The organism is Streptomyces glaucescens (assembly GCF_002154375.1).
GTDB lineage: Bacteria > Actinomycetota > Actinomycetes > Streptomycetales > Streptomycetaceae > Streptomyces > Streptomyces glaucescens.
This window is the reverse complement of record NZ_MUND01000001.1, coordinates 1-23,479: the sequence shown is the minus strand read 5'-3', so window position 1 is coordinate 23,479 and position 23,479 is coordinate 1. Positions and strand designations below refer to the sequence as shown.

General features: G+C 73.3%; 21 protein-coding genes, 1 pseudogene and 1 riboswitch. Of the genes and pseudogenes, 12 read left to right on the top strand and 10 right to left on the bottom strand.

Annotation, left to right across the window (positions count from 1 at the left end; translation table 11 throughout):
* The first annotated feature begins 28 nt into the window (after positions 1-28).
* Both trpD and CCN42_RS00100 read left to right on the top strand, forming a co-directional pair.
* Complete coding sequence (trpD, locus tag CCN42_RS00105; RefSeq protein ID WP_086732509.1) at positions 29-1,093, top strand: anthranilate phosphoribosyltransferase; 1,065 nt, start codon at positions 29-31, stop codon at positions 1,091-1,093.
* 72 nt (positions 1,094-1,165) lie between these two features.
* A riboswitch (SAM riboswitch) is annotated at positions 1,166-1,282 on the top strand.
* A gap of 130 nt (positions 1,283-1,412) precedes the next feature.
* Positions 1,413-2,780 carry an aminotransferase class V-fold PLP-dependent enzyme gene (locus tag CCN42_RS00100; protein WP_086732483.1) on the top strand — a complete coding sequence of 456 codons (1,368 nt, stop codon included), beginning with the start codon at positions 1,413-1,415 and terminating at the stop codon, positions 2,778-2,780.
* Here the strand turns inward: CCN42_RS00100 and CCN42_RS00095 are convergent.
* The 7 genes from CCN42_RS00095 to CCN42_RS00065 form a co-directional block, all read right to left on the bottom strand.
* Complete coding sequence (locus CCN42_RS00095; protein ID WP_086732482.1) at positions 2,735-3,931, bottom strand: glycerate kinase; 1,197 nt, start codon at positions 3,929-3,931, stop codon at positions 2,735-2,737. The two genes, CCN42_RS00100 and CCN42_RS00095, sit on opposite strands and share 46 nt — an antisense overlap.
* A 10-nt stretch (positions 3,932-3,941) precedes the next feature.
* Entirely contained in the window at positions 3,942-5,357 is a 1,416-nt protein-coding gene (locus CCN42_RS00090) for an SLC13 family permease (RefSeq protein WP_086732481.1), read from the bottom strand.
* Positions 5,358-5,430: 73 nt separating this feature from the next.
* Positions 5,431-6,096 carry a response regulator transcription factor gene (locus tag CCN42_RS00085; protein WP_086169022.1) on the bottom strand — a complete coding sequence of 222 codons (666 nt, stop codon included), beginning with the start codon at positions 6,094-6,096 and terminating at the stop codon, positions 5,431-5,433.
* Positions 6,093-7,577, bottom strand: coding sequence for a sensor histidine kinase (locus CCN42_RS00080; protein WP_169731374.1), 1,485 nt, complete (start codon positions 7,575-7,577; stop codon positions 6,093-6,095). Before CCN42_RS00080 ends, CCN42_RS00085 begins: the two co-directional genes overlap by 4 nt.
* On the bottom strand, positions 7,522-7,812 hold the full coding sequence (locus tag CCN42_RS00075) for a small secreted hydrophilic protein (RefSeq protein WP_086732480.1): 291 nt from the start codon (positions 7,810-7,812) through the stop codon (positions 7,522-7,524). The genes CCN42_RS00080 and CCN42_RS00075 overlap by 56 nt, the downstream gene beginning before the upstream one ends.
* A gap of 180 nt (positions 7,813-7,992) precedes the next feature.
* Positions 7,993-8,274, bottom strand: a complete 282-nt coding sequence (locus CCN42_RS00070; RefSeq protein ID WP_086169024.1) for an Lrp/AsnC family transcriptional regulator — start codon at positions 8,272-8,274, stop codon at positions 7,993-7,995.
* Entirely contained in the window at positions 8,271-8,933 is a 663-nt protein-coding gene (locus tag CCN42_RS00065) for a rhomboid family intramembrane serine protease (protein ID WP_086732507.1), read from the bottom strand. The genes CCN42_RS00070 and CCN42_RS00065 overlap by 4 nt, the downstream gene beginning before the upstream one ends.
* A gap of 228 nt (positions 8,934-9,161) precedes the next feature.
* Here CCN42_RS00065 and CCN42_RS00060 point away from each other — a divergent pair, with 228 nt between their 5' ends.
* The 5 genes from CCN42_RS00060 to CCN42_RS00040 all read left to right on the top strand — a co-directional run bounded on the left by CCN42_RS00060 (position 9,162) and on the right by CCN42_RS00040 (position 14,556).
* Positions 9,162-9,401: a hypothetical protein gene (locus CCN42_RS00060; RefSeq protein ID WP_029382693.1), complete on the top strand. Its 240-nt coding sequence runs from the start codon at positions 9,162-9,164 to the stop codon at positions 9,399-9,401.
* A 65-nt stretch (positions 9,402-9,466) separates the two neighbouring features.
* A complete protein-coding gene (locus CCN42_RS00055) occupies positions 9,467-10,810 on the top strand; it encodes an NYN domain-containing protein (protein ID WP_086732479.1) in 1,344 nt (447 codons plus the stop codon).
* A 210-nt stretch (positions 10,811-11,020) separates the two neighbouring features.
* Positions 11,021-12,055: a C40 family peptidase gene (locus CCN42_RS00050; RefSeq protein ID WP_086169050.1), complete on the top strand. Its 1,035-nt coding sequence runs from the start codon at positions 11,021-11,023 to the stop codon at positions 12,053-12,055.
* A gap of 263 nt (positions 12,056-12,318) precedes the next feature.
* Complete coding sequence (locus CCN42_RS00045) at positions 12,319-13,335, top strand: C40 family peptidase (RefSeq protein WP_086732478.1); 1,017 nt, start codon at positions 12,319-12,321, stop codon at positions 13,333-13,335.
* Positions 13,336-13,365: 30 nt separating this feature from the next.
* A complete protein-coding gene (locus CCN42_RS00040) occupies positions 13,366-14,556 on the top strand; it encodes a hypothetical protein (protein WP_086732477.1) in 1,191 nt (396 codons plus the stop codon).
* Positions 14,557-14,696: 140 nt separating this feature from the next.
* On the opposite strand, the pseudogene CCN42_RS00035 reads toward CCN42_RS00040, so the two are convergent.
* Positions 14,697-15,221 (bottom strand): annotated as a pseudogene (locus tag CCN42_RS00035) (PadR family transcriptional regulator); the annotation flags it as partial.
* 102 nt (positions 15,222-15,323) lie between these two features.
* On the opposite strand from CCN42_RS00035, the gene CCN42_RS00030 reads away from it, so the two are divergent.
* Positions 15,324-16,634 carry an MATE family efflux transporter gene (locus CCN42_RS00030; protein WP_086732475.1) on the top strand — a complete coding sequence of 437 codons (1,311 nt, stop codon included), beginning with the start codon at positions 15,324-15,326 and terminating at the stop codon, positions 16,632-16,634.
* Here CCN42_RS00030 and CCN42_RS00025 read toward each other — a convergent pair.
* Positions 16,595-17,884, bottom strand: a complete 1,290-nt coding sequence (locus tag CCN42_RS00025) for a glycosyltransferase family 87 protein (RefSeq protein WP_086732474.1) — start codon at positions 17,882-17,884, stop codon at positions 16,595-16,597. The genes CCN42_RS00030 and CCN42_RS00025 overlap by 40 nt on opposite strands.
* A 79-nt stretch (positions 17,885-17,963) precedes the next feature.
* Here CCN42_RS00025 and CCN42_RS00020 point away from each other — a divergent pair, with 79 nt between their 5' ends.
* Positions 17,964-19,106 (top strand): glycosyltransferase family 4 protein, encoded by a 1,143-nt coding sequence (locus CCN42_RS00020; protein WP_086732473.1) that lies wholly within the window; start codon positions 17,964-17,966, stop codon positions 19,104-19,106.
* A 479-nt stretch (positions 19,107-19,585) separates the two neighbouring features.
* Here CCN42_RS00020 and CCN42_RS00015 read toward each other — a convergent pair whose 3' ends face one another.
* A complete protein-coding gene (locus CCN42_RS00015; protein ID WP_086732472.1) occupies positions 19,586-21,382 on the bottom strand; it encodes an AMP-dependent synthetase/ligase in 1,797 nt (598 codons plus the stop codon).
* 314 nt (positions 21,383-21,696) lie between these two features.
* Between CCN42_RS00015 and CCN42_RS00010 the strand changes: the two genes are divergently transcribed.
* From CCN42_RS00010 to CCN42_RS45560, 3 genes are all read left to right on the top strand, one after another.
* Positions 21,697-22,494, top strand: coding sequence for a metallophosphoesterase family protein (locus tag CCN42_RS00010; protein WP_086732471.1), 798 nt, complete (start codon positions 21,697-21,699; stop codon positions 22,492-22,494).
* 142 nt (positions 22,495-22,636) lie between these two features.
* Positions 22,637-23,083, top strand: a complete 447-nt coding sequence (locus CCN42_RS00005) for an SRPBCC family protein (RefSeq protein WP_086169034.1) — start codon at positions 22,637-22,639, stop codon at positions 23,081-23,083.
* A 286-nt stretch (positions 23,084-23,369) separates the two neighbouring features.
* On the top strand, positions 23,370-23,479 hold a 110-nt coding region (locus tag CCN42_RS45560; protein ID WP_281259461.1), incomplete at its 3' end, for an ArsA-related P-loop ATPase.

The following is a 23,479-nucleotide window of genomic DNA, read 5'->3' as shown; positions in this document are numbered from 1 at the left end:
TGTGTTCTACGACGATCAGGAGCGGCTGATGAGCGCTGTGACCCCCGCTGGAGGCGACACCGCGGCGGGCCGTTCCTGGCCCGCGATGCTGAACGGCCTGCTGGAGGGCCGGGACCAGAGCGCCGAGGACACCGCCTGGGCGATGGACCGGATCATGCGCGGCGAGGCGACCGACGCGCAGATCGCCGGGTTCGCGGTGGCGCTGCGGGCCAAGGGCGAGACGGTCGAGGAGATCACCGGCCTGGTCCGCACGATGTACGCGCACGCCAATGTGATCGAGGTGCCCGGCGCCACCGTCGACATCGTCGGCACCGGCGGCGACGGGGCCAGGACGGTGAACATCTCCACGATGTCCTCCATCGTCGTGGCCGGCACCGGCGCCAAGGTGGTCAAGCACGGCAACCGGGCCGCGTCCTCGGCGTCCGGCGCCTCGGACGTGCTGGAGAAGCTGGGCGTCAATCTGGAGCTGACGCCGAGACGGGTGGCCGAGGTCGCCGACGAGGCGGGCATCACCTTCTGCTTCGCGGTGAAGTTCCACCCGGCGCTGCGCCATGTGGCGGCGGCCCGCGGTCAGCTGGGCATCCGGACGACCTTCAACTTCCTCGGCCCGCTGACCAACCCGGCCCGGGTGAAGGCGCAGGCGGTGGGCGTGGCGGATCTGCGGATGGCACCGATCGTCGCGGGCGTGTTCGCCGAACGCGGCAACTCCTCGCTGGTGTTCCGCGGGGACGACGGTCTCGACGAGCTGACCACCACCGCCACCTCCCGGGTGTGGATCGTCCGGGACGGGAAGGTCACCGAGGAGACCTTCGACCCGCGCGACGTCGGTATCGAGCTGGTGCCGGTGGAGGCGCTGCGCGGCGCGGACGCCGCCCACAACGCCGAGGTGGCCCGCCGTCTGCTGGACGGGGAGACCGGCCCGGTGCGGGACGCGGTGCTGCTGAACTCGGCGGCGGCGCTGGTCGCCCTGCACCCGACCGACGCCCCGCTGGCCGAGCAGATCCGCGCGGGGATGGCGAAGGCCGCCGAGTCCGTCGATTCGGGCGCGGCCAAGCGGACGCTGGAGCGCTGGGTGGCCGCGAGCAACGCGTGACCCTCGGGTGTCGTCCCGCGATCCGGACACGGGTTGCGGGACGACGATCACTTCGTCTACTTTCCTGTACCAGGTCATGAGTGACAGTCATGAGGCCCCGGCCGACTGTCCGGCAACCCTCCGTCCGTGGCGGGGTGCCCCGGGTGAAGACCAGGCCGTAGGCAGCGAGGTCTACGGCAAGCGCGGACCCCTCGCGTCACCAGGGGTCCTGGTCGTTCGAGGGAGTCTTCCGTGAGCAAGCGAATGCGATAGGGCCGCCGAGCCCCGCCTCCGCACACCCTTTTTCGCTCATTCCTCCTCCGCTTCACGGGAGTTCGCCATGTCTGTCTCCACCGCTGCCGCCGACCAGTCCGTTTGTGCCCCTCTGCCCGTTCTGGGGCGGGATGTCACGGTGCCGCTCGTCACCGGCGGCGAGGTCGCCTACGCCGCGCTCGACTACGCCGCCAGCGCGCCCGCGCTCCAGCGGGTCTGGGACGACGTCGCCGCGTACGCGCCGTACTACGGCAGCGTGCACCGCGGTGCCGGATACCTCTCCCAGCTGTCCACGGACCTCTTCGAGAACGCCCGGCAGACCGTCGCCGAGTTCCTCGACTGCCGCGAGAGCGACCAGGTCGTCTTCACCCGGTCCACCACCGACTCGCTCAACCTGCTCGCCGCCGCGCTGCCCGCCGGCTGCCGGGTCTTCGTCTTCGAGACCGAGCACCACGCCTCCCTGCTGCCCTGGACGAACGCCCAGGTCACCTACCTCGACGCGCCGCGCACCCCGGACGAGGCGGTCGCCACCCTGGAGCGCGCCCTCGCCGACCGCGACCCCTACGGCCCGGCCCTGGTCTGCGTCACCGGCGCCTCCAACGTCACCGGCGAGCTGTGGCCCGTACGGGAACTGGCCGCCGCGTCGCACGCGCACGGCGCGCGGATCGTGCTGGACGCCGCCCAGCTCGCCCCTCACCACCCGGTGTCCGTGCGGGAACTGGACGTCGACTGGGTCGCCTTCTCCGGGCACAAGCTGTACGCCCCGTTCGGCTCCGGCGTCCTCGCCGGCCGCGCCGACTGGCTGCGCGAGGCCGAGCCGTACCTCGCGGGCGGCGGCGCGAGCCGCCGGGTGACCCGGCGACAGGACGGTGGCGTGGACGTGGAGTGGCACGAGACCGCCGCCCGGCACGAGGCGGGCTCGCCGAACGTCATCGGCGCCTACGCCATCGCCTCCGCGTGCAAGGCGCTGACGGAGGCCGGGTTCGACAGCCTGGTCGCCCGCGAGCGCCACCTGATCGAGAAGGTGCGGACCGGGCTCGCCGAGGTCCCCGAGGTGCGCGTGCTGTCCCTCTTCGGCGACGACGCCCCGCGCGTCGGCGTGATCTCCTTCGTCGTCGACGGCTGGAACAGCTCCCACTTCGCCGCCGCGCTCTCCGCCGAGTACGGCATCGGGGTGCGCGACGGCCTGTTCTGCGCCCACCCGCTGGTGCGCACCCTGCTCGGCAGCGACCCGCAGACGCAGGGCGAGTGCGGCGCCCCCGAGGCCGCGCCCGGCGAGAAGTCCCTCAACGCGATCCGGGTCAGCTTCGGCGCGGGCACCCCGGACGAGCACGTGGAGCGGTTCCTGGGCGCGGTCAAGGAGCTGGTGCGGGACGGCGCGCGCTGGAACTACCGCACCGAGGACGGCCGTTGCGTGCCGGACACCTCGGCGTGAGCCGGTAGCCGGGCGCCCAGCAGGATCATCCGCAGGGCGCGCTCGGTGGCGTCGGTGAGCAGTTCGCCCGCCCGGACCAGGGCCTCGGCGAGGGCCATGGGCGCGGGCAGGATGCCGCTGAACGCGTCCACGCCCGGCACCTCGTGCGCCCCCTCGCCGAGCGTGCCGGCCAGCGCCAGCACCGGACGGCCGTACCGCTTGGCACGGCGGGCCACCTCCGCCGGGACCTTGCCGCGCGGGGTCTGGTGGTCGAGGGCGCCCTCGGCGGTGACGACCAGGTCGGCGCGGGCCAGGCGGGCGTCCAGGTCCAGGTGGCCGAGGAGGACGTCGAACCGGGGCAGCAGCCGGGCACCGAGCGCGGCGAGGGCGGCGCCCAGGCCGCCGGAGGCGCCGGTGCCGGGGCCGGTGCGCAGCTCGGTGGGCGTTACCGCCAGGTCGCGGGTGAGGACGTACGCCCAGTTCTCCAGACCGGCCGACAGGTGCTCCACCTGCGCGGGTGTCGCGCCCTTCTGCGGGCCGAAGACGCGGGCCACACCGCGCTCGCCGCACAGCACGTTGTACGGGTTGCAGGCGACCAGGAGTTCGGTCCGGGCGAGACGGGGGTCGAGGCCGGACGGGTCGATCCGGTGCAGGCGGAGCAACTCACGTCCGCCTGGCGGGAGTTCGAAGCCGTCCGGGTCGAGCAGGCGGGCGCCGAGCGCCTGGAGGGCGCCCGCGCCGCCGTCCGAGGTGCCGGAGTCGCCGCAGCCGACGAGGATCCGCCGTACGCCGGTGTCGAGCGCGGCACGGATCAGCTCCCCGACGCCGTAGGTGGTGGTGGCGCCCGGGTCGCGCAGGGAGTGCGGCACGAGGGAGAGCCCGGCGACCGCCGCCATCTCCACCAGTGCGGTGTCCCCGGCCGGGCCGAGCAGCGCGAAGTGGGTGCCGAGGCGGTCGCCCACCGGGCCCGTGGCGGGCAGCGCGACCAGCCGTCCGCCGGTCGCGGCGGCCAGCGCGACGGCCGTGCCCTCGCCGCCGTCCACCAGCGGGATCCGGTCGATCTCGGCGTCCGGCAGCACCCGGCGGACCCCGTCCGCGATGGCGTCGGCGGCTGCCTGGGCGGACAGGGACTCCTTGAAGCCGCTGGGGGCCACGACGACTCGGCTCAGCATGGCAGGTCTCCTAGGGGGTCGGGGAAACGCCGAGCAGTGGCCATACCGCCACGGCGAAGAGCAGGACGAGGGCGGCGGTCAGCGGGGCCAGTACGGCGGACAGCCGCAGCAGGTCGCGCGGGGTGTAGGTGGGGGTGCCGGGGAGGTCCGCGTAGAGCGTGACCGGCTTGGCGGAGGCGGGCAGGGTGTGGCAGAAGCCCGCGGCGGCCGTGGAGGCGAGCGCGGCGGCGACCGGGTCGACGCCGGCGCTCACGGCGGCGGCCACCACCAGCGGGACCAGCACGGAGGAGCGGGCGGAGCGGGACTGGAGGACCAGGTGGGCGGCCGTGCTGACCGCGATCACCACGGCCAGGAACGGCACGGGGCCGACGTCCGACGGCAGCCCGGACACCAGCCACTTCGCCGCGCCCGAGTCGGCGAGGGCCACGCCCATCGCCATGGTCGCGGCCATGAACAGCAGCAGCGACCAGGGAACGGTCCGCAGCGCGTCCTTCAGCCGTACGGTGCCCAGGGCGGGGGAGGCGGCGACGACCGCGCCGGTCAGCGCGACGACCGCGGGCGGCACCCGGTGCAGCGGCTCGCCGCACCACAGCAGCACCACCGTGGCCAGCAGCAGCGCGCAGCGGGTCTCCTCCGGGGTCCAGGGACCGGTGACCGGGGTGTCGCTGTGCCGCTGGATCTCCTCGGTGGTGATGCGCACCGGGCCGTGGCGGTCGGCGCGCCGGGTGGTGGTGAGCAGGACGGTCTCGGCGGCCAGGTGGGAGGAGGCCACCGCCAGCGGCAGCCCGAGCAGCAGCCACCGCACGAACCCGATCCGCTCCCCGGTGGTCTCCCACAGCACCGATACGGTGATCAGATGCGCGCCCGCGCCGATCAGGGTCGCCACCGCCGACAGAAGAATCACGGTCGGGAACAGCAGCGCCAGCATCACGACCAGTCGTCTGCGGTCGGCGAGTGCCTTGGCGAGCGCCAGGAACACCGGGAGCGCGAGCGCCGCCCGGCCGGAGGTGGCCGGCACCGCGAACGCCGTGACGACCAGCGCGGCCGTGGTGAGGTGGACCAGCTGGCGGACCGTGCGCGCGCCCCCCACCAGGAAGGCCGCCGCCCGGCCCGCGAGCCCCGTCCGGGTGACCGCCGCGGCCAGTACGAAGGCGCAGATCAGCAGCCAGACCGTGGAGTCGCCGAGGGTGCCGAAGAGGGTGTCGCTGCTGATCACCCCGGTCGCCGTGAGCGCCAGACCGGCGCCCAGCGCGATGTACGTGTCGTCGACCGGGGTGCCGATCCAGGCACAGGTCGCCAGGACGAACACCGCGAGGGTGAGGCGCGCGTCCCCGCCGAGACCGGGGAAGGCGCCGGGCACCGCGAGCAGCGCGCACAGCGAGAGCGCCGCGCACAGGGCCACGCCGAGACGGGGAGTGAGGGTCACGTCATCGAGGGTTCCGGCGGGCCGTGAGCCGTCGATGAGCCGCGCATGAAGGAAAACTCACCCGGCACGGGCCTCACCCGGCCGACAGCCGGTACCCCATCCCGCGGACCGTCTCCACCCGCTCCGCGCCGAGCTTCTTGCGCAGCGCCCGGACGTACACGTCGACGATGTTGGAGCCCGGGTCGAAGTCGTAGCCCCACACGTGGGAGAGGATCTGCTCCCGGGAGAGCACCTGGCCCGGATGGCGGAGGAACAGTTCGAGGAGCACGAACTCACGGGCCGTCAGGTCCACCGTGCGCTCCCCGGAGCGGGCCCGCCGGGTGCGCAGGTCCAGGCTGAGCGTGCCCGACCGCAGCACCGTCACCTCCGGCGCCCGGGCCGCCGTGCGCAGCCTCAGGCGCACTCGCGCCACCAGCTCCTCGAAACGGAACGGCTTGGTCATCCAGTCGTCGGCGCCGCCCTCCAGACCGGCCACCGTGTCCCGCACGGAGTCCCGCGCGGTCAGCACGATCACCGGGACCGTCACCCGTGCCTCGCGCAGCTCCCGCAGCACGGTGAAGCCGTCCCGGCCGGGCAGGCCGATGTCCAGCACCACCAGGTCGAAGCCGCCGGTCACGGCGTAGTCGTAGGCGGCGTCGCCGTCGCCGACGACGGTGGTGGTGAAGCCGTTGGCGCGCAGGCCCTTCTCGACGAAGGAGGCGATGCGCTCCTCGTCCTCGACGATGAGGATGCGGTTCACGGTCGGGTCTCTCCCAGGGTGAGTACGAAGGTGGCGCCGCCGCCCTCGGTGGGCCGCAGCCGGACCCGGCCGCCGTGGCCCTCCGCGATCGCCTTCACGATCGACAGCCCGAGACCGGCGCCCGAACCGCGCACCCCCCGCCGGGCCGTGCCGCGCCGGAACCGCTCGAAGATCAGCTCCGCGTCCTCGGGCCGCACCCCGGGACCCGAATCGGCGACGTACAGCTCGATCCGCTCCCCGTCGGCGCGCGAACCGATCCGGATGGTCTGCCCGCAAGCGGTGTGCTGGACCGCGTTCTGGGCCAGCTGCACCATCGCCTGGGTGATCCGCTGCGGATCCAGTCCGGCCTCCCGGTCGGCGACCTCGGCGAGCCGCCAGTCCCGCTCGCCCAGGGCGCGGGCCTTGACGTAGACGTCGGCGGTGAGTTCGGCGAGCTGGACCGGCTCGGGCGAGACGAAGTCGGGGCGTTCGGCCTTGGCGAGCAGCAGCAGGTCCTCCACGATCCGGCTCATCCGGTCCAGCTCGTCGGTGACCAGCCGGACCGTCTCCTCCCGCTCCGCAGGGTCGTCGCCCATCAGCTCCAGATGGCCGCGCACGATGGTGATCGGGGTGCGCAGCTCGTGGCCCGCGTCGTCGACGAACTGCCGCTGGACGGCGAAGGCCCGCTCCAGCCGGTCCAGCATCGCGTTGAACGTCTCCGCGAGCGCGGCCACGTCGTCCCGGCCCACCACCTCGATACGGCGGGTCAGATCCTGCTCGGTGAGCTGCGCGGCGGCGGCGCGCACCAGCCGGACCGGCTTCAGGATCCGCCCCGCGACCACCCAGGCGATCCCGATCGTCATCACCAGGGCGACCCCCGAGATCGCGAGCAGCACCCGGAACACCTCGTCGGCGCGGTCGTGCTCGCGGCCCGGGTGGAAGGCCACCACGAACGCGGCCTCCGGTTCGCCGCCGTACCGGGCCACCGCCACCTTGGCCCAGCGGATCGCGCCGGACGGCCGGTCCAGGGTGCCGGAGGAGTCCGGCGAGGCGAAGATCCGGCGGCGGGCAACGGCGTCCTCGTGCAGCGGCCGGGCGACGGGGATCTCCCGCTGCTGGATGATCTGCGCCGGGGCGCCGCCGCCTTCCGGGTGTCCCACCAGGCCGATCAGCTCCTCGTCCAGGTCGGCGTACTGCCGCTCCAGGAAGACCCGCAGCAGCCGGGCCGGATCGGTGAACGGACGGCCCGTTACCGGGTCGACGCCCGCCTCCTCGAAGTGGGCGAACTCGGCGGCCTCCTGGGCGAGCAGACTGCCGATCCGCTGGTCGGTGTCGCGCAGCAGGATCGAGCGGGTGGTGGTGGCCACCGAGGCGAGCGCGACCGCCATCACCAGCAGCAGCCACAGCAGGATGCGGACGCGGGCGGAGACCCGTCGGCGGGGCCGGTCAGCCGTCGTCGCCGGGTCCGTCGTCGTCGCCACCGGTGCCGCGGTCGTCGTCATCGTCATCACTGCCGGGGGCGTCGGTGACCGGAGGCCGGGAGACGACCTCGTCGCTGGGGGTGGGCGCCGGTCGGGTGGGGGTCGCCGCCGGTGAGGGGGAGCCGCTGTCCAGCTCGACCTTCGCCGGGACCTTCGGCGGCTCGGGGCTGTCGGTGAGGGCGAAACTGGTCGCGGCGATCCCGAGGGGGATCACCACGACCGCGGCCAGGGCGGCCATCCGGCGGGTGAAGGACATGCGGGTCATCCTGCGCGGGGTGCCGTGCGGCGCGGATGAGGGGCGGATGAAGGAGTCTTCATCCGACGCGGGGTGCGCCGTAGGGGCGCCGCCCGGTGCGGGGCGCGGGTCGTCCGCGGCTCCTCGCTCGGTTCCCCGCGCCCCTCAGGGAGTCTCCCCGGCCATGGCGGGCAAGTTCGCTCAGTTGTCCAGGCCGATCGCGAACGCCGCCTCCAGGTCGTGCTGGGAGTAGGTGCGGAACGCCACGTGGGTGTCCGTCCCCTCGACGCCGGGGATCTTGCTGATGCGGCCGGGGATGACCTCGGCCAGGTCCTCGTGCTCCTTGACCCGGACCATCGCGATCAGGTCGTAGGTGCCGGTCACGGAGAACACCTCGCTGACGTTCTCCAGCGCGGCGATCGACTCCGCGATCTCGGGGATCCGGTCCACGCTGGTCTTGATGAGGACGATCGCGGTGATCACGGCTGGTTCTCTCCCTCGGGTGCCGGAGCTGGGGCGGCCTTCACTCTAGTCGCAGGCCCGAACCGGGCCCACGCGAAGAGCAGGCCCAGCGCGAAGCCGACGAGATGGGCCAGGTAGGCCACTCCCGGGCCCTGCGTGGCCCGCCCGGCCGCCAGCCACTGGAGCGCCGCCCAGAAGGGCAGCACGAGCCAGGCCGGGAAGCGCAGCGGCAGGAAGAACAGGAACGGCAGGAGGCTGGTCACCCGGGCGCGCGGGAAGAGGAAGAGGAACGCGCCGAGCACGGCCGAGATCGCCCCGGACGCCCCGACCAGTGACTGCCCGGAGCCGGAGTTGGCGCACGCGTAGCCGAGCAGGGCGAGGTAGCCGCAGCCGAGGTAGAAGAGGGTGAACTGCACCCGGCCCATCCGCTCCTCGGTCATCATCCCGAAGACGTAGAAGAAGAGCATGTTGCCGAGCAGATGGACCCAGCTGCCGTGCACGAACAGGGCCGTGGCCGGGGTGAGGGCCGCCCGGGGGGACCCTTCGAACAGCTCAGCGGGAACCACGCCCCAGTGCCGGAAGTAGGCCCGCTGCGCGGCGAGCATTTCGTCGCCGGTGCCGTAGGACGGATTGAGCCCCGAGGCGGGGCCGATCAGGAAGATCAGGCAGCACAGGGTCATCAGGGCGTAGGTCACCGGCGCCGACGGCCGGCGGACACCCCGCCGGTCCGGCACCCTCCGATTGCTGATCACGAATACAGAGCATGACGTAACCGGACGCAACCGCACAGACCGCCTCGCCGCCGTGGACGGACGGGCGCCCGGCGCCCGGCAGGCCGTAGGGTTACGAGCCACACGCGCGGGAAGGCCAGCGTGTCACGGACACTAGAAGGAAAGCGAACAGTCACGATGACGGTTCCCCTGCCGACCGCCACGACGCGATGGCGTTGTGCCCTCTGCGGCAACCTCACCCGCTTCGACGTGACGCGCTCGTCGAAGGTCGTCGAGTACGTCCACCTGGATCTGGCCGGAGAGCCGACGGTCGAGGAGCGCGAGGTGGTCAGTGAGACCATCGAGTCGGTGCGCTGCCGCTGGTGCAACGCCGTGGACCAGGTGGAACTCGTGGACAGGCCGGGCGCCGGCTCCTGACGGGAGCGCGGCCCCGCACGCGCGATCCCCTCGTGGGGTCCCGTAGAGGCATAGGGGTGTGAGGGATGGTGGAGACACAAGGCGGGGGGCCGGGCGACGGCGCCGCTGAGGTGCTCGACCGTCCGCTGCCCGAGGGTGTGCGCCGCCGGGTCGTCCAGATCGTCGCGGACGGTTTCGGCGGGCTGACCGTGGCGGAACTGCCCGCGCAGCTACGGCAGTACGCCCGGTTCGCCCCGAACCGCCGGGCCAAGTTCGCGGGTAACGCGATGGCCGCGGCACTGGAGACCGATGCGCTGTTCCGGCAGCGCATCGGCGAGAAGTTCAGAGAGAGCCAGCCGGAGCTCTCCGGCGCCCTCGACTCCGGCTCGCCGCCGCCGGCCGCGGACCCGCTCGACGTGGCGGCCGCGGCCTACGTACTGCGGCCCACCGGCTGGGTGAAGCTGGTGACCGCCGCGGGCGAGGAGGCCCTGCGCGCCGACGCCGAACGCGCCGACGAGGAGAGCCGGGCCGAACTGGAGCGGCTGCGCGCCGAACTCGCCGCCGCCCGCGAGCAGACCCGCACCGAGACCGAGCGGCTGCGCGCCGAGCTGGACGGTGCCCGCAAGGAAGCGGAATCGCTTCACCGGAAACTGCGGGCCGCGCTCAGCGACGTCAAGCGCGGCGAGGCGGCGCTGCGCAAGGCGCACGGCGAGATCGAGACCATCCGCTCCGAGGGGCACGCCCAGGTGTCCTCCGCCGAGAGCGAGGTGCGGCGGCTCAAGGCGCGGCTGGGGGAGGCGGAGGCCGCCCTGGAGGCCACCCGGAGGGCCGCCCGCGAGGGGCGCAGCGTCGAGGACATGCGGGTCCGGCTGCTGCTCGACACCCTGCTGGACGCGACCCAGGGGCTGCGCCGCGAACTCGCGCTGCCGCCGGTGTCGGTGCGGCCGGCCGAGACCGTGGACGCGGTCGAACCGGGACGCATGACCCCGAAGGACATCGCCGCGCGGGCCCTGTCGGAGAACGATCCGGCCATCCTCGACCAGCTGCTCGCCCTGCCGCAGGCCCATCTCGTCGTCGACGGCTACAACGTCACCAAGACCGGCTATCCCCAGATGCCCCTGGAGAAGCAGCGCCTCCGGCTGCTCGGGCAGCTCTCCCAGCTGGCCGCGCAGACCGGCGCCGAGGTCACCTGCGTCTTCGACGGGGCCGAGCTGGCCGCTCCGGTGCTGCTGGCGCCGCCGCGCGGGGTGCGGGTGCTGTTCTCCAAGCCGGGCGTCACCGCCGACGAGCTGATCCGTCAGCTGGTGCGCGCGGAACCGCCGGGCCGTCCGGTCATCGTGGCCTCCACCGACCGTGAGGTCGCCGACGGGGTGGCGCGGGCCGGTGCCCGGCCGGTGGCATCCGCGGTACTTCTCAAGCGACTGTCCTGAAAGGTCAACGTGCGGGCTCAATGCCCGAATTGACGGTCCCCTCACGCAACGTAGCGTCAACCGTCGTGAACACCCTGTGAGTTATGGGCAAAGAATGCAGGGTGTGACGAGATTTTTCTCGTGAGGATTTGAACTGATCACAAGAAGGTCACTAGGGTCTGGCCTCGAACCTCCGAGCGGGTGATCACTCAGAAGAAGGAGTTCACCTCCGTGGCGTCCCACCGTCGACCCAAGCAGCCCAGTCGCGCCCGTGTGACCGTGCTGACCACCGCAGCAGCAGCTGCCGTCGCCCTCGGCTCCCAGGCCGCCCATGCGGCACCGACCGAGAAGCCGAGCAAGGACGAGGTGAAGGCGAAGGTCGACAAGCTCTACGAGCAGGCCGAGCAGGCCACCGAGAAGTACAACGGGGCCAAGGAGAAGCAGGAGAAGCTCCAGAAGGAGATCTCCACCATCCAGGACAACGTCGCCCGGGGCCAGGAAGAGGTCAACGAGCTGCGTGAGGGCCTGGGTTCGATGGCCAGCGCCCAGTACCGGTCCGGCGGCATCGACCCCTCGCTCCAGCTCTTCCTCTCCGCCGACCCGGACGACTACCTGGACAAGGCCTCCACGCTCGACCAGCTCAGCGGCCAGCAGGTCGAGGCGCTGAAGAAGATCCAGGAGAAGCAGCGCGAACTCGCCCAGCAGCGCGCCGAGGCCTCCGAGAAGCTGAAGGACCTCTCCTCCACCCGCACCGAACTGGGCAAGAAGAAGCAGGAAGTCCAGGGCAAGCTGGCCGAGGCGCAGAAGCTGCTCAACACCCTCACCGCGCAGGAGAAGGCGGCGCTCGCCGCCGAGGAGGAGCGCGCCAGCCGGTCCTCCGCCGAGCGCGTGGACCTCGGCAACACCGCCCCGGCCTCCGGCCGCGCGATGGCCGCCTTCCAGGCCGCCCAGAGCAAGATCGGCTCGCCGTACGTCTACGGCGCCACCGGCCCGTCCTCGTTCGACTGCTCGGGCCTGACCTCCTGGGCCTTCGCCCAGGCCGGCGTCGCCATCCCGCGCATCTCCCAGGACCAGGCCAACGCGGGCACCAGGATCTACTCCCAGTCCGACCTCAAGGTCGGCGACCTGGTCATCTTCTACGGCGACCTGCACCACGTCGGCTTCTACGCGGGCAACGGCCAGGTGCTGCACGCCCCGCGCACCGGCACCGTCGTGCGCTACGAGTCGATCAACAACATGCCGTACCAGTTCGGCGTCCGGATCTGATCCACACCGGTTCCGGCCCCCCGCCGGGGCCGGTCCGTTCCGGGACCGGGGCGCCCATGCCCCCCGAACGGGCGAATCACCGGGACGCGTTCTGACCCCACGCCCCGCCGATGACCTGCGTCAGCGGCGGGGCGTCACCGTGTGTGCCCGCGGAGGTCTTTGGCTGGCACCGTGTCACGGGGTTACTGTCTGCCGCGTTTCCCTCACACCGGCATCGGTGTGAGGGCTTTTCCTGTCCGCAAGTGGAAGGAGCGCGGCTTCTCGTGGGGTCCCATCGCCGTCAGGCACCGTCGTCCGGTCTCGACCGCGGCGCGACCGCAGCGGTCTCCCTCCTGTCCGCCGCCGCGGCCGCACTCGGCGTCGCGCCGGCCATGGCCGCGCCGCACGACGACACCCGTGCCGAGGTCGACCGTCTCTACGCCGAGGCCGAGAAGGCCACCGAGGCCTACAACAAGGCCGACGAGCGCGCCGACGCGCTGCGCGGCGAGGTCGGCCGCGCCCAGGACCGGATCGCCCGGCAGCAGGAGCGCATCAACACCATGCGGGAGGCGCTGGGCTCGCTGGCCGGCGCCCAGTACCGCTCCGGCGGGATCGACCCGGCGCTGGCCCTGCTCTTCTCCGAGGACCCGGACGACTACCTGGACAAGGCCACTGCCCTGGACCGGATCGGCATCCACCAGGCCGCCCGGCTGAAGGACCTCCAGACGGCCATGCGGGAACTCGCCCAGGACCGGTCCGAGGCCGCCGAGACCCTGGGCGAGCTGGAGAAGAGCCGCAAGGCCGTCGCCGCCCACAAGCGGTCCGTGGAGCGCAGGCTCGCCCGCGCCCGGCAGCTGCTCAACTCCCTGCCGGACGAGGAGCGCGCCGCCTACGACCGGGCCTCCCGCTCCGGCCGCGACGAGATGCCCGGCCTCACCGGCGCCGTCCCCGCCTCGGGCCGCGCCGCCGCCGCGGTCGCCGCCGCCCGCTCGGCGCTCGGCAAGCCGTACGTGTGGGGCGCCGCCGGACCCGGCGGCTTCGACTGCTCCGGCCTGATGCAGTGGTCGTACGCCCAGGCCGGGGTCTTCCTGCCGCGCACCTCGCAGGCGCAGCGGGTGGCCGGCCGGCAGGTGCCGCTCTCCCAGGCGCAGCCCGGCGACCTGGTCACCTACCGCTCCGACGCCAGCCACGTCGGGATGTACGTGGGCAACGGCCAGGTCATCCACGCGCCGTACCCGGGCGCACCGGTCCGCTACGACCCGGTCGGGATGATGCCGGTCTCGGCCGTCACCCGGGTCTGAACCGGCCGGGGCCCCCGTACCCTCGGGAAGGTGGCTGGTCGAAGGCGGGCGCGAGGGCCCCGGGTGCTGACGCTGTGTCTGCTGCTCGTCGCCCTGGTGGGATGCGGGGGACGGCCCGCGACGGACAGCGCGCGGGCCGAGGTGCAGCGGCTCCTCGACCGCCGGGCCGCCGCCGTCCTCGACCACGACGCGACCGCCTACGGCGCGACGGGCGCCGCCGCCGGGTACGGCCGGCTGCGCGCGGTGCCGCTCGCCGACTGGTCCTACCGGCTGACGTCGTTCGACCGCGCCGGCGACCGGGCCACCGCCGGCGCCGTGCTGCGCTACCGCGTCGCCGGGCACGACGCCGCCCCGGTCACCGCGGGCCGCACCCTCACCCTCGCGCGGGACGCGGGCGGGCGGTGGACGGTCGTCTCCGACCGGCCCGCTCCCGCGGCCGCCGAACAGCTCTGGGACCAGGGCACGGTCACCGCCGTGCGCGGCGCGGACAGCCTGGTGCTCGGCGTCGGCCGGTCCCGTGCGGAGCTGCGGGTCTTCGCACGCCTCGCGGACCGCGCGGTGCCCGCCGTCTCCGACGTGTGGGGCACCGGCTGGAGCGGCCGGCTGGTGGTGCTCGTCCCCGCGTCGCTGGACGGCATGGCCGCGCTGCTCGGCTCGCCCGCCTCCGCCTACCGGGGCATCGCCGCGGTCACCACCGGCGAGACCGGGGCGGACCGCGCGCCCGCCGACCGGATCATCGTCAACCCGGACGCGTACGGCGTCCTCGGCCCCGCCGGCCGGCAGGTCGTGCTCACCCACGAGGCCACCCATGTCGCCACCCGCGCCCACACCAACGCCGCCACCCCGCTGTGGCTGTCCGAGGGCTACGCGGACTGGGTCGGCTACCGCGGCACCGGACACTCTCCCGCGCAGGCCGCTCCGGAGCTGGCCCGGGCGGTGACCGAGGGGCGGCTGCCGGCCGGGCTGCCCGCCGACCGGGACTTCGAGTTCACCGGGGACGCGACGGCCCTCGCGCAGGCGTACGAGGGCGGCTGGCTGGCCTGCCGGCTGATCGCGGAGCGCTGGGGCGAGGCACGGCTCGGCGCGTTCTACCGGGCCGTCGGGGCGCACGGGAAGCGGGAGGGCGCGGTCGAGCGGGCGACGGCCGAGGTCCTTGGTACCACCCCGGAGGAGTTCACCGGGCTGTGGCGGGAGTACCTGCGGGATCAGTTCGGCGGCTGAGCGGTCCCGCGTCCGGGCGCGGTGGCTGCGGGTCGTGCGGCTGTGGGTCGTGCGGCTGCGGGTGGTGCCGCTGCGGGTGGTGCCGCTGCGGGTGGTGCGGCGTCGATCGTGGCGGCTTCGGGGCCGGTGGCTTCGGGTGCGGCGGACTCGAGTACGGCGATGGCCTCCCGCAGCCAGGCCCGCTCCGCCTCGCCGGTCGCCCGGGCCACGCGCAGCATGCCCTGCCGGAAGAGATCGCCCGCCTCCTCGGCCCGTACCGGCTCGCCGTCGCGGTAGAAGAAGCTCGCCGGGGTCTGGAGGAAGTCCAGCCGCCGGCGCAGCACCGCCGCCTGTCCGGCGGGGTCCGGCAGATGCCGCAGGAAGGCCAGCACGGTGTTGAAGCGGACCTGGTCGGTGATCTCCGTCTGCTTGGGACGGCGCAGCCGTTCGTACAGGTCGGCGCGGCCCTGTTCGGTGAGGGAGAGGATCCGGCGCGGGGCGGCGCTCGCGCCGGGCTCGGTGTGCTGGTCGAGCTTTCCCGCGGCGACCAGGCGGGTGATCGCCGGGTACAGGGCGCCGTCGCTGACCGGGCGGACATGGCCGCTGAGGGCCTTGATGCGCTCCTTCAGCTCATAGCCGTGCAGGGGTTGCTCGGCGAGGAAGCCGAGGATCGACAGCTCCAGCATGACCCTCCTGGTTCTCCGGGCCCTCCTTGCGGGTGACCTGACATCATGCTACCTCTAAGCGAGCTACCTCGATTCGAGGTAGCTCGAAACGAGGGGGTATCCGTGGCCACCGACCGCAAGCAGCTCGTCTCGCTCGCCGGACCCGTCTACGCGCAGCTCCTGGCGTCCGTCGCCGCCGGGATCATCAACACCGTCTGGGTCGCCCGGCTCGGCGGACCGGCCGTGGCCGCCGTGGCCATGGCGACCACGGTCGAGAACGTGCTGCTCGGCGTCGCGCTCGTCTTCGGCTCCGGCACCACCGTGCTGGTCGCGCACGCCCGCGGCGCCCGTGACCCCGCCGCCGTGCGGGCGGCCGTGCGGGGCGGCTGGGCTCTGTGCGCCCTGGTGACGCCCCTGGTGGCCGTCGGCGGGTTCCTGCTGCGCGAACCGCTCGCCCGGCTGGCGCTGGGCGGCGGCGCGGCGGTGCCCCCGGCCGCCGCCTACCTCGCGATCTCCCTGCCCGGCATGGCCGTCTTCTTCGCGCAGCAGCTCGTGGACGGGCTGCTGAAGGGCGCGGGCGACACCCGGACGCCCATGCGGCTCGCCCTCCTCGCCGGCGGGCTGATCCTCGTCTGCGACCCCTGGCTCATCCACCGCTACGGCGTCCAGGGCGCCGCCGCCTCCACCGTGCTGTGCCGCTGCCTCGCCCTCGGGGCCGGACTCGTGGCCGTACGGCGGAACCCGCTGCTCCGGGCCGGGGCGCCACCCGCCGGGCCCCTCGGCGCGGCGCTGCGGCGCACCCTGCGGACCGGACTGCCGATGTCCGCCGACTTCACCGTGCGGCAGGCGGGCGCGCTCGCGCTGGTGGCGGTCGTGGCACGGCTCGGGGTGACGGCGGTGGCGGCGTACTCGATCGCGTTCAAGGTCATGTTCGTCGCCACGATGGCGTTCTACGCGGTGCGGCAGGCCGCCGCGATCCACACCGCGCACACCCGGGGGGAGGGCAGGGACGCGCGGCGCGTCATCGCGCGGCAGGCCGCACTGATCTCCGGGACGGTGGGACTGGTGGCCGCGGTGCTGCTCGCGGCCACCGCGCCCTGGATCATGGCCGCCTTCGGCGCCGGGCCCGAGGTGGCCGCGGCCGGTGCGCTGTTCCTGCGCTGCGCCGGACCGTATCTGCTGCTCATGGCCTGCTTCATCGCGTTCGGCGGGGTCCTCGAGGGCAGCGGGGGAGCACCGCTGCTGCTGCGGGTGACCGTGCTCGGCACGGCGGTGCAGCTGCCGTTGGCATACCTGCTGTCCGGACTGGGCCTGCCCGGCGTGGCGCTGGCGCTCGCGCTCGCCATGGCGGTGCAGTGCGCGGCACTCGCGGTGCTGGCGCGCCGCGGCCGGCGTCAGGAGGAGGGCGTGGGCTCCTTGGCCCGGGTCGCCTGAGGGGGCAGCGGGGCGGGCCCGGCCGGGCGGGACACGGTCGCCCGCCACAGCACCCGGGCGGCGACGACGGTGGCGGCGACCAGGAGGCCGTTGCGGACGACCAGGAGGGTGATGCCCAGGTTGTCGCTCGCCACGACGTGCGAGAACCAGACGGGGAACTCCAGCACCGTCACGAAGGACGCCGCCAGCACCAGGCCGGCCGCCGGCCCCATCCGGCTCGCCCGGAAGCACAGGCACACCGCCGCGAGCCCGACCAGCCACACCAGGTACTGCGGGCTGATCACCCGGCTGGTGGTGGTGAACAGCAGCACCGCCACGAACGCCGCGTCCGCGAGGGTGTGCGGCTCGAACCGCACCGCCCGCAGCCGCCACAGCAGCAGCCAGCCGAACGCCGCGCCGGTCAGCGCGAGCGCGGCCGTGCTGACCGCCTCCACGTACGGGCCGAGGAACTCCACGGAGCCGTAGTTCAGCAGCACCTGCCCGTCCCAGCCGAAGTGCCGCGCCACGTGGAAGACCAGCGCGCCCAGCGACTCCACCTCGGTGCCCCGGTCCCGCTGGAACGTCAGGAAGGCGAACGCGCCGGGCATGGCCAGCGCGAACAGTGCCGCGACACCCGCGGCGGTGACCGCCGCCGAGACCCAGGCGCGCCGCCCCCGGGCGGCCACCAGCAGCAGCACCGGCCACACCTTCAGCAGCGCCCCGAACGCGGTCAGCGCGCCCATCAGGCGGGGACGCCGGGCGCCCGCGAGCAGCGCCGCCACCGCGACGGCGGTGACCATCACGTCGTAGCGGGCGTAGACGGTCGGCCCGAGCAGCGGCACCCCGGCGACCCACACCCAGGCGCCGCGCGGGGTCCGGCCGGGGCGCCCGGCGGCGTACAGCAGGAGGGCGAACGCGATGAGGTCGGCGAGGAAGGCCAGGACGAAGAAGGCGTGCGCGTAGTCGAGGAAGAACAGCAGCGCGGGGGAGAGCACCGCGAGCGCGGCGGCCGGCGGGTACTGCCAGGTGACATCGTCCAGCGGAAACGTTCCGGTGCGCAGGACCTCGTACCAGCCCTGGTAGATCACCGAGATGTCGCTGGTGACGTCGGGGCCGGGGAAGACGTACACCTTGAAGACGAAGAGCAGCAGGAACAGCCGGGTCAGGGCCCACACCGCCAGCAGCCACGGCACCTGCCGCCGGCCGTCCGTCCTGTCCACGTCGAGCCCCTGCTTCCGTCCGATGGCCGTCCCGGGTGCTGTCGGGGCCATGATCCCCCGGCCGCCTGTGCGAAGACCAAAAGCACGGCCGTACCGGCCTGTGAGTCTACGTTGGGTAGGGTCGGCGACGATGCGCAAGACCCTCATCGTGACGAACGACTTCCCGCCCCGCCCCGGCGGCATCCAGGCGTTCCTGCACAACATGGCCCTCCGCCTCGACCCCGACCGGCTCGTCGTCTACGCCTCCACCTGGAAGCGCGGCCACGAGGGCCGGGAGGCGACGGCCGCGTTCGACGCAGAGCAGCCCTTCACCGTCGTACGGGACGCCACCACCATGCTGCTGCCGACCCCCGCCGCCACCCGGCGGGCCGTCGGGCTGCTGCGCGAGCACGGCTGCACGTCGGTGTGGTTCGGGGCCGCCGCGCCGCTCGGGCTGATGGCGCCCGCGCTGCGCCGGGCCGGCGCCGAACGCCTGGTCGCCACCACCCACGGGCACGAAGCCGGCTGGGCCCAGCTGCCCGCCGCCCGGCAGCTGCTGCGCCGGATCGGCGAGGGCACGGACACCCTGACCTACCTGGGCGAGTACACCCGCTCGCGGATCGCCTCGGCGCTCACCCCGCAGGCCGCCGCGCGCATGACGCAGCTGCCGCCCGGGGTCGACGAGAAGACCTTCCACCCCGAGTCGGGCGGCGCCGAGGTGCGGGCCCGGCTCGGACTCACCGACCGGCCGGTCGTGGTCTGCGTCTCGCGGCTGGTGCGGCGCAAGGGCCAGGACACCCTCATCCAGGCCATGCCGCGCATCCTCGCGAAGGAGCCGGACGCGGTGCTGCTGATCGTCGGCGGCGGCCCCTACGAGAAGGACCTGCGCCGCCTCGCCCACGAGACCGGCGTCGCCGGCTCCGTGCGCTTCACCGGAGCCGTGCCCTGGTCCGAGCTGCCCGCGCACTACGGCGCCGGTGACGTCTTCGCCATGCCCTGCCGCACCCGGCGCGGCGGGCTCGACGTCGAGGGCCTGGGCATCGTCTACCTGGAGGCCTCCGCGACCGGGCTGCCCGTCGTCGCCGGTGACTCCGGCGGCGCGCCCGACGCGGTGCTCGACGGCGAGACCGGCTGGGTGGTGCGTGGCGGCGCCCCCGAGGAGGCCGCCGACCGCATCACCACTCTCCTCGCCGACGCGGAACTGCGCCGCCGGATGGGGGAGCGGGGCCGCCGGTGGGTCGAGGAGAAGTGGCGCTGGGACCTGCTGGCGGAGAAGCTGAAAACCCTCCTGTAGCACTCCCGAAGGGCCGCGAGAACCCCAACGGCCCCGCACCCGCCAGCGGCGCACAAGCGGCAGACGGGTGGGCGCAGGGCCCGCAGCAATCTCGGCCTGCTTCACGTGGCCGCCATCGAGGGGGCGCGGGGAACTGCGCGACAAAGCCCAAGGGCCCCGCACCCGCCGACGACGCCCAAGAGGCAGACGGGTGGGCGCGGGGCCCGCAGCGAATCCGGGGCAGCTGCTTCACGTGGCCGCCATCGAGGGGGCGCGGGGAACTGCGGGACAAAGCCCCAACGGCCCCGCACCCGCCGACGGCGCACAAGAGGCAGACGGGTGGGCGCGGGGCCCGCAGCAATCTCGGCGGAGCTGCTTCACATGACCGGCCATCGAAGGGGCGCGGGGAACTGCGCGACAAAGCCCCAACGGCCCCGCACCCGCCGACGACGCCCGAGCGGCACGTCGGAAGACGCGAATCCACAGCGCAACCGGCGGAGCTACTTCGCGTAGATCGCCTCGATCTCGTCCGCGAAGTCCTTCGCCACCACGTTCCGCTTCAGCTTCAGCGACGGCGTCAGATGCCCCGAGTCCTCGGTGAACTGGGCGGGCAGGACGCGGAACTTCCGCACCGATTCCGCCTTCGACACCGCCGCGTTGCCGTCGTCGATCGCGGTCTGGATCGCGGCGAGCAGATCCGCGTCCTCGCGCAGTGACGCCGCGGTGGAGCCGGCCGGTTTGCCGTGCTCGGCGGCCCACCGGCCCAGGAACTCCTCGTCGATGGTGACCAGCGCGCCCACGAACGGCCGCCCGTCGCCCACCACCATGCACTCCGCGACCAGCGCGTGCGCCCGGATCCGGTCCTCGATCACCGCCGGGGCGACGTTCTTGCCGCCCGCCGTGACGATGATCTCCTTCTTCCGGCCGGTGATCCGCAGATAGCCGTCCTCGTCGAGGGTGCCGAGGTCGCCGGTGTGGAACCAGCCGTCCTCCAGCGCCTCCTCGGTGGCGCCCGGGTTGTTCCAGTACTCCTTGAACAGGTGCTCGCCGTGCAGCAGCACCTCGCCGTCGTCCGCGATCCGCACCACCGAGCCCGGCAGCGGCTGGCCGACCGTGCCGATCTTCTGGCGGTCCCACGGGTTGAAGGCGGTGGCGGCACAGGACTCGGTCAGGCCGTAGCCCTCCAGCACCGTGAAGCCGATCCCGCGGAAGAAGTGGCCGAGGCGCTCGCCCAGCGGGGCGCCGCCGGAGATGGCGTACTCGCCGCGACCGCCGAGCACCGCGCGCAGCTTGCCGTAGACCAGCTTGTCGAAGACCTTGTGCTTGATCCTCAGGCCGAAGGACGGGCCGGACGGGGTGTCCAGCGCCTTGCTGTAGGCGATCGCCGTGTCGGCCGCCTTGTCGAAGATCTTGCCCTTGCCGTCGGCCTGCGCCTTGGCGCGCGCCGAGTTGTAGACCTTCTCGAAGACCCGCGGCACGCCCAGGATCAGCGTCGGGCGGAACGCGGCCAGCTCGTCGGTGAGGTTCTTGATGTCCGGGACACAGCCCAGCTTGATCGGCGCCATCATCGGCGCGACCTGCACCAGGCGGCCGAAGACGTGCGCGAGGGGCAGGAAGAGCAGGACCGAGCACTCGCCGGTGCGGAACAGCGGGCGCAGCCGCTCGACGACGTTGCCGCACTCGGCGAAGAAGCTGCGGTGGGTGAGCACGCAGCCCTTGGGCCGGCCGGTGGTGCCGGAGGTGTAGACGATGGTCGCCGGGTCGTCGGCCTTGGCGAGCGAGCCGCGCTCCTGGACCGTCTCGTCGCTGACGTCCTGGCCGAGCCGCTCCAGCTCCGCCACGCCCCCGGCCTCGATCTGCCAGACGTGTTTGAGGGCGGGCAGCGTCTCGCGCACCGACTCCACGGCGGCGGCGTGGCCGTCCAGCTCGACGATGCAGGCGGTGGCGCCCGAGTCGCTGAGGATCCACTGGACCTGCTCGGGCGAGCTGGTCTCGTACACCGGCACGGTGACCGCGCCCGCGCTCCAGATCGCGAAGTCCAGCAGCGTCCACTCGTAGCGGGTGCGGGACATCAGGCCCACCCGGTCGCCGGGCTGCACGCCCGCGGCGATGAGGCCCTTGGCGGCGGCGTGCACCTCGGCGAGGAAGGCCGTCGCGCTCACGTCCTGCCAGGCACCGTTCACCTTGCGGGCGATGACGGCGACCTCGGGGTGCTGCGCGGCGTTTCTGCGGACGATGTCGGTCAGATTGCCGTCCGAGGGGACCTCGTACAAAGCCGGAAGGCTGAACTCGCGCAAGACTGCTGCTCCTCATAGGGCGCCGGCGCCACGACGTTGTGTGATGCGACGGTGCGGTCCAAGGCTCGGGCAGGTGCTCAGGGCGTTCGCCAGGGGAGGGACCCCACTGGTTGAAATCCTGAGCACGACTGGACTGCCCGGACGTTACCCGCCGGTATGGCGTCTACGACAGGGGGTCCCGGCGAGATGTTCGCTGCGTCACACGGATTGCTGCTGCTTCGCGCACAGTAGTCCACGCCTTTCCCGACTGGCGAGTAATCGCAGGTCCGGCCGCTACTGTTCACGTTTGCCGCACACGCCTACGCTTGCTCGCCATGTCACCCACACCGGTCGGAAACCGCAGGACGCGCATTCATGTGGTCAGCGATGTGCACGGCAACGCACGGGACCTCGCCCGGGCCGGCGAGGGCGCCGACGCCCTGGTCTGCCTCGGTGACCTGATCCTCTTCCTCGACTACGCCGACCCCTCGCGCGGCATCTTCCCCGACCTCTTCGGCGAGGAGAACGCCCGCCGGCTCATCGACCTGCGCACCGCCCGCCGCTTCGACGAGGCCCGCGAGCTGGGCTCCCGGCTGTGGTCCGGGATCGACGGGGACCGGGCGCAGGTCGTCGAGGCGGCCGTGCGGGCGCAGTACACCGAGCTGTTCGCCGCGTTCCCCACCCCGGCCTACGCCACCTACGGCAACGTCGACATGCCGGGCCTGTGGAAGGAGTACGCCGGACCCGGGGTCACCGTCCTCGACGGGGAACGCGTCGAGATCGGCGGCCGGACCTTCGGCTTCGTCGGCGGCGGCCTGCGGACCGAGATGCGCACCCCGTTCGAGATCAGCGACGAGGAGTACGCGGCGAAGATCGAGGCGATCGGCGAGGTGGACGTGCTGTGCACCCACATCCCGCCGGAGGTGCCCGATCTCGTCTACGACACCGTCGCCCGCCGCTTCGAACGCGGCAGCACCGCCCTGCTGGAGGCCATCCGCCGCACCAGGCCGCGCTACGCCCTCTTCGGCCACGTCCACCAGCCGCTGGTGCGGCGGATGCGGATCGGGACCACCGAGTGCGTGAACGTGGGGCACTTCGCGGCAACCGGACGGCCCTGGGTGCTGGAGTGGTGAGCGACGGCACCGCACGGCTCCCGGCCGGCGCGGGCGGGGCGGATACGGATGACGGCGGGCCGGGCGCCGCGCGGTAGCCTTCACGCTGCACACACGTGCGCACACTTCCTCAGTACGGCCCGCATCTGGAGGAGCCACGGCGATGGCGGAACACACCAGCTCGAGCACCACGATCGAGGCGGCACCGGCCGACGTCATGGCGGTCATCGCCGACTTCGCCCGCTACCCGGACTGGACCGGCGAGGTGAAGGAGGCGGAGGTCCTCAAGACCGACGAGCGGGGCCGCGCCGAGCAGGTCCGGCTGGTCATGGACGCGGGCGCGATCAAGGACGACCAGACGCTCGCCTACACCTGGAGCGGCGAGCACGAGGTCTCCTGGACCCTGGTCAAGTCCCAGATGCTGCGCTCCCTCGACGGCTCCTACCTGCTGAGGCCCGCGGGCGACGGGACCACGACCGAGGTGACCTACCAGCTCACCGTCGACGTCAAGATCCCCATGCTCGGCATGATCAAGCGCAAGGCCGAGAAGGTCATCATCGACCGGGCCCTCGCGGGACTGAAGAAGAGGGTGGAGTCGGGGGCGGAGTAGCCCACCGGTGCCGCCCCGGCGGCACGAGCGCCCGAAGCCGGGGCGGCCTCCGCGGACACGCCGACCGTCCCCGCCCAGGTGCGCGGGGGAGTGCGCGACCGGCCACCCGCCGCCCGCGGACGGCAGGTCACGAGACCTCCCGGCCAGGTGGCCGCCCAGGAGCCCGGGGCAACCCGTCGCGCCGGGCTGCCGGACCACCTGCGGGACCATCTGCGGGACCCCGCTCCGCCCGCCCGTGACGCCGGGCGACCTCGCAGCCACGTGGCCTTCTGTACCGTTCACCCCCATGCGCACCCTCCTGATCACCGGCCAGAGCGGCGCCGGCCGTACCACCCTCGCCGCCGCCACCGCGCTCACCGCCGCCCGCGAGGGCACCCGCACCCTCGTCCTCGGCAC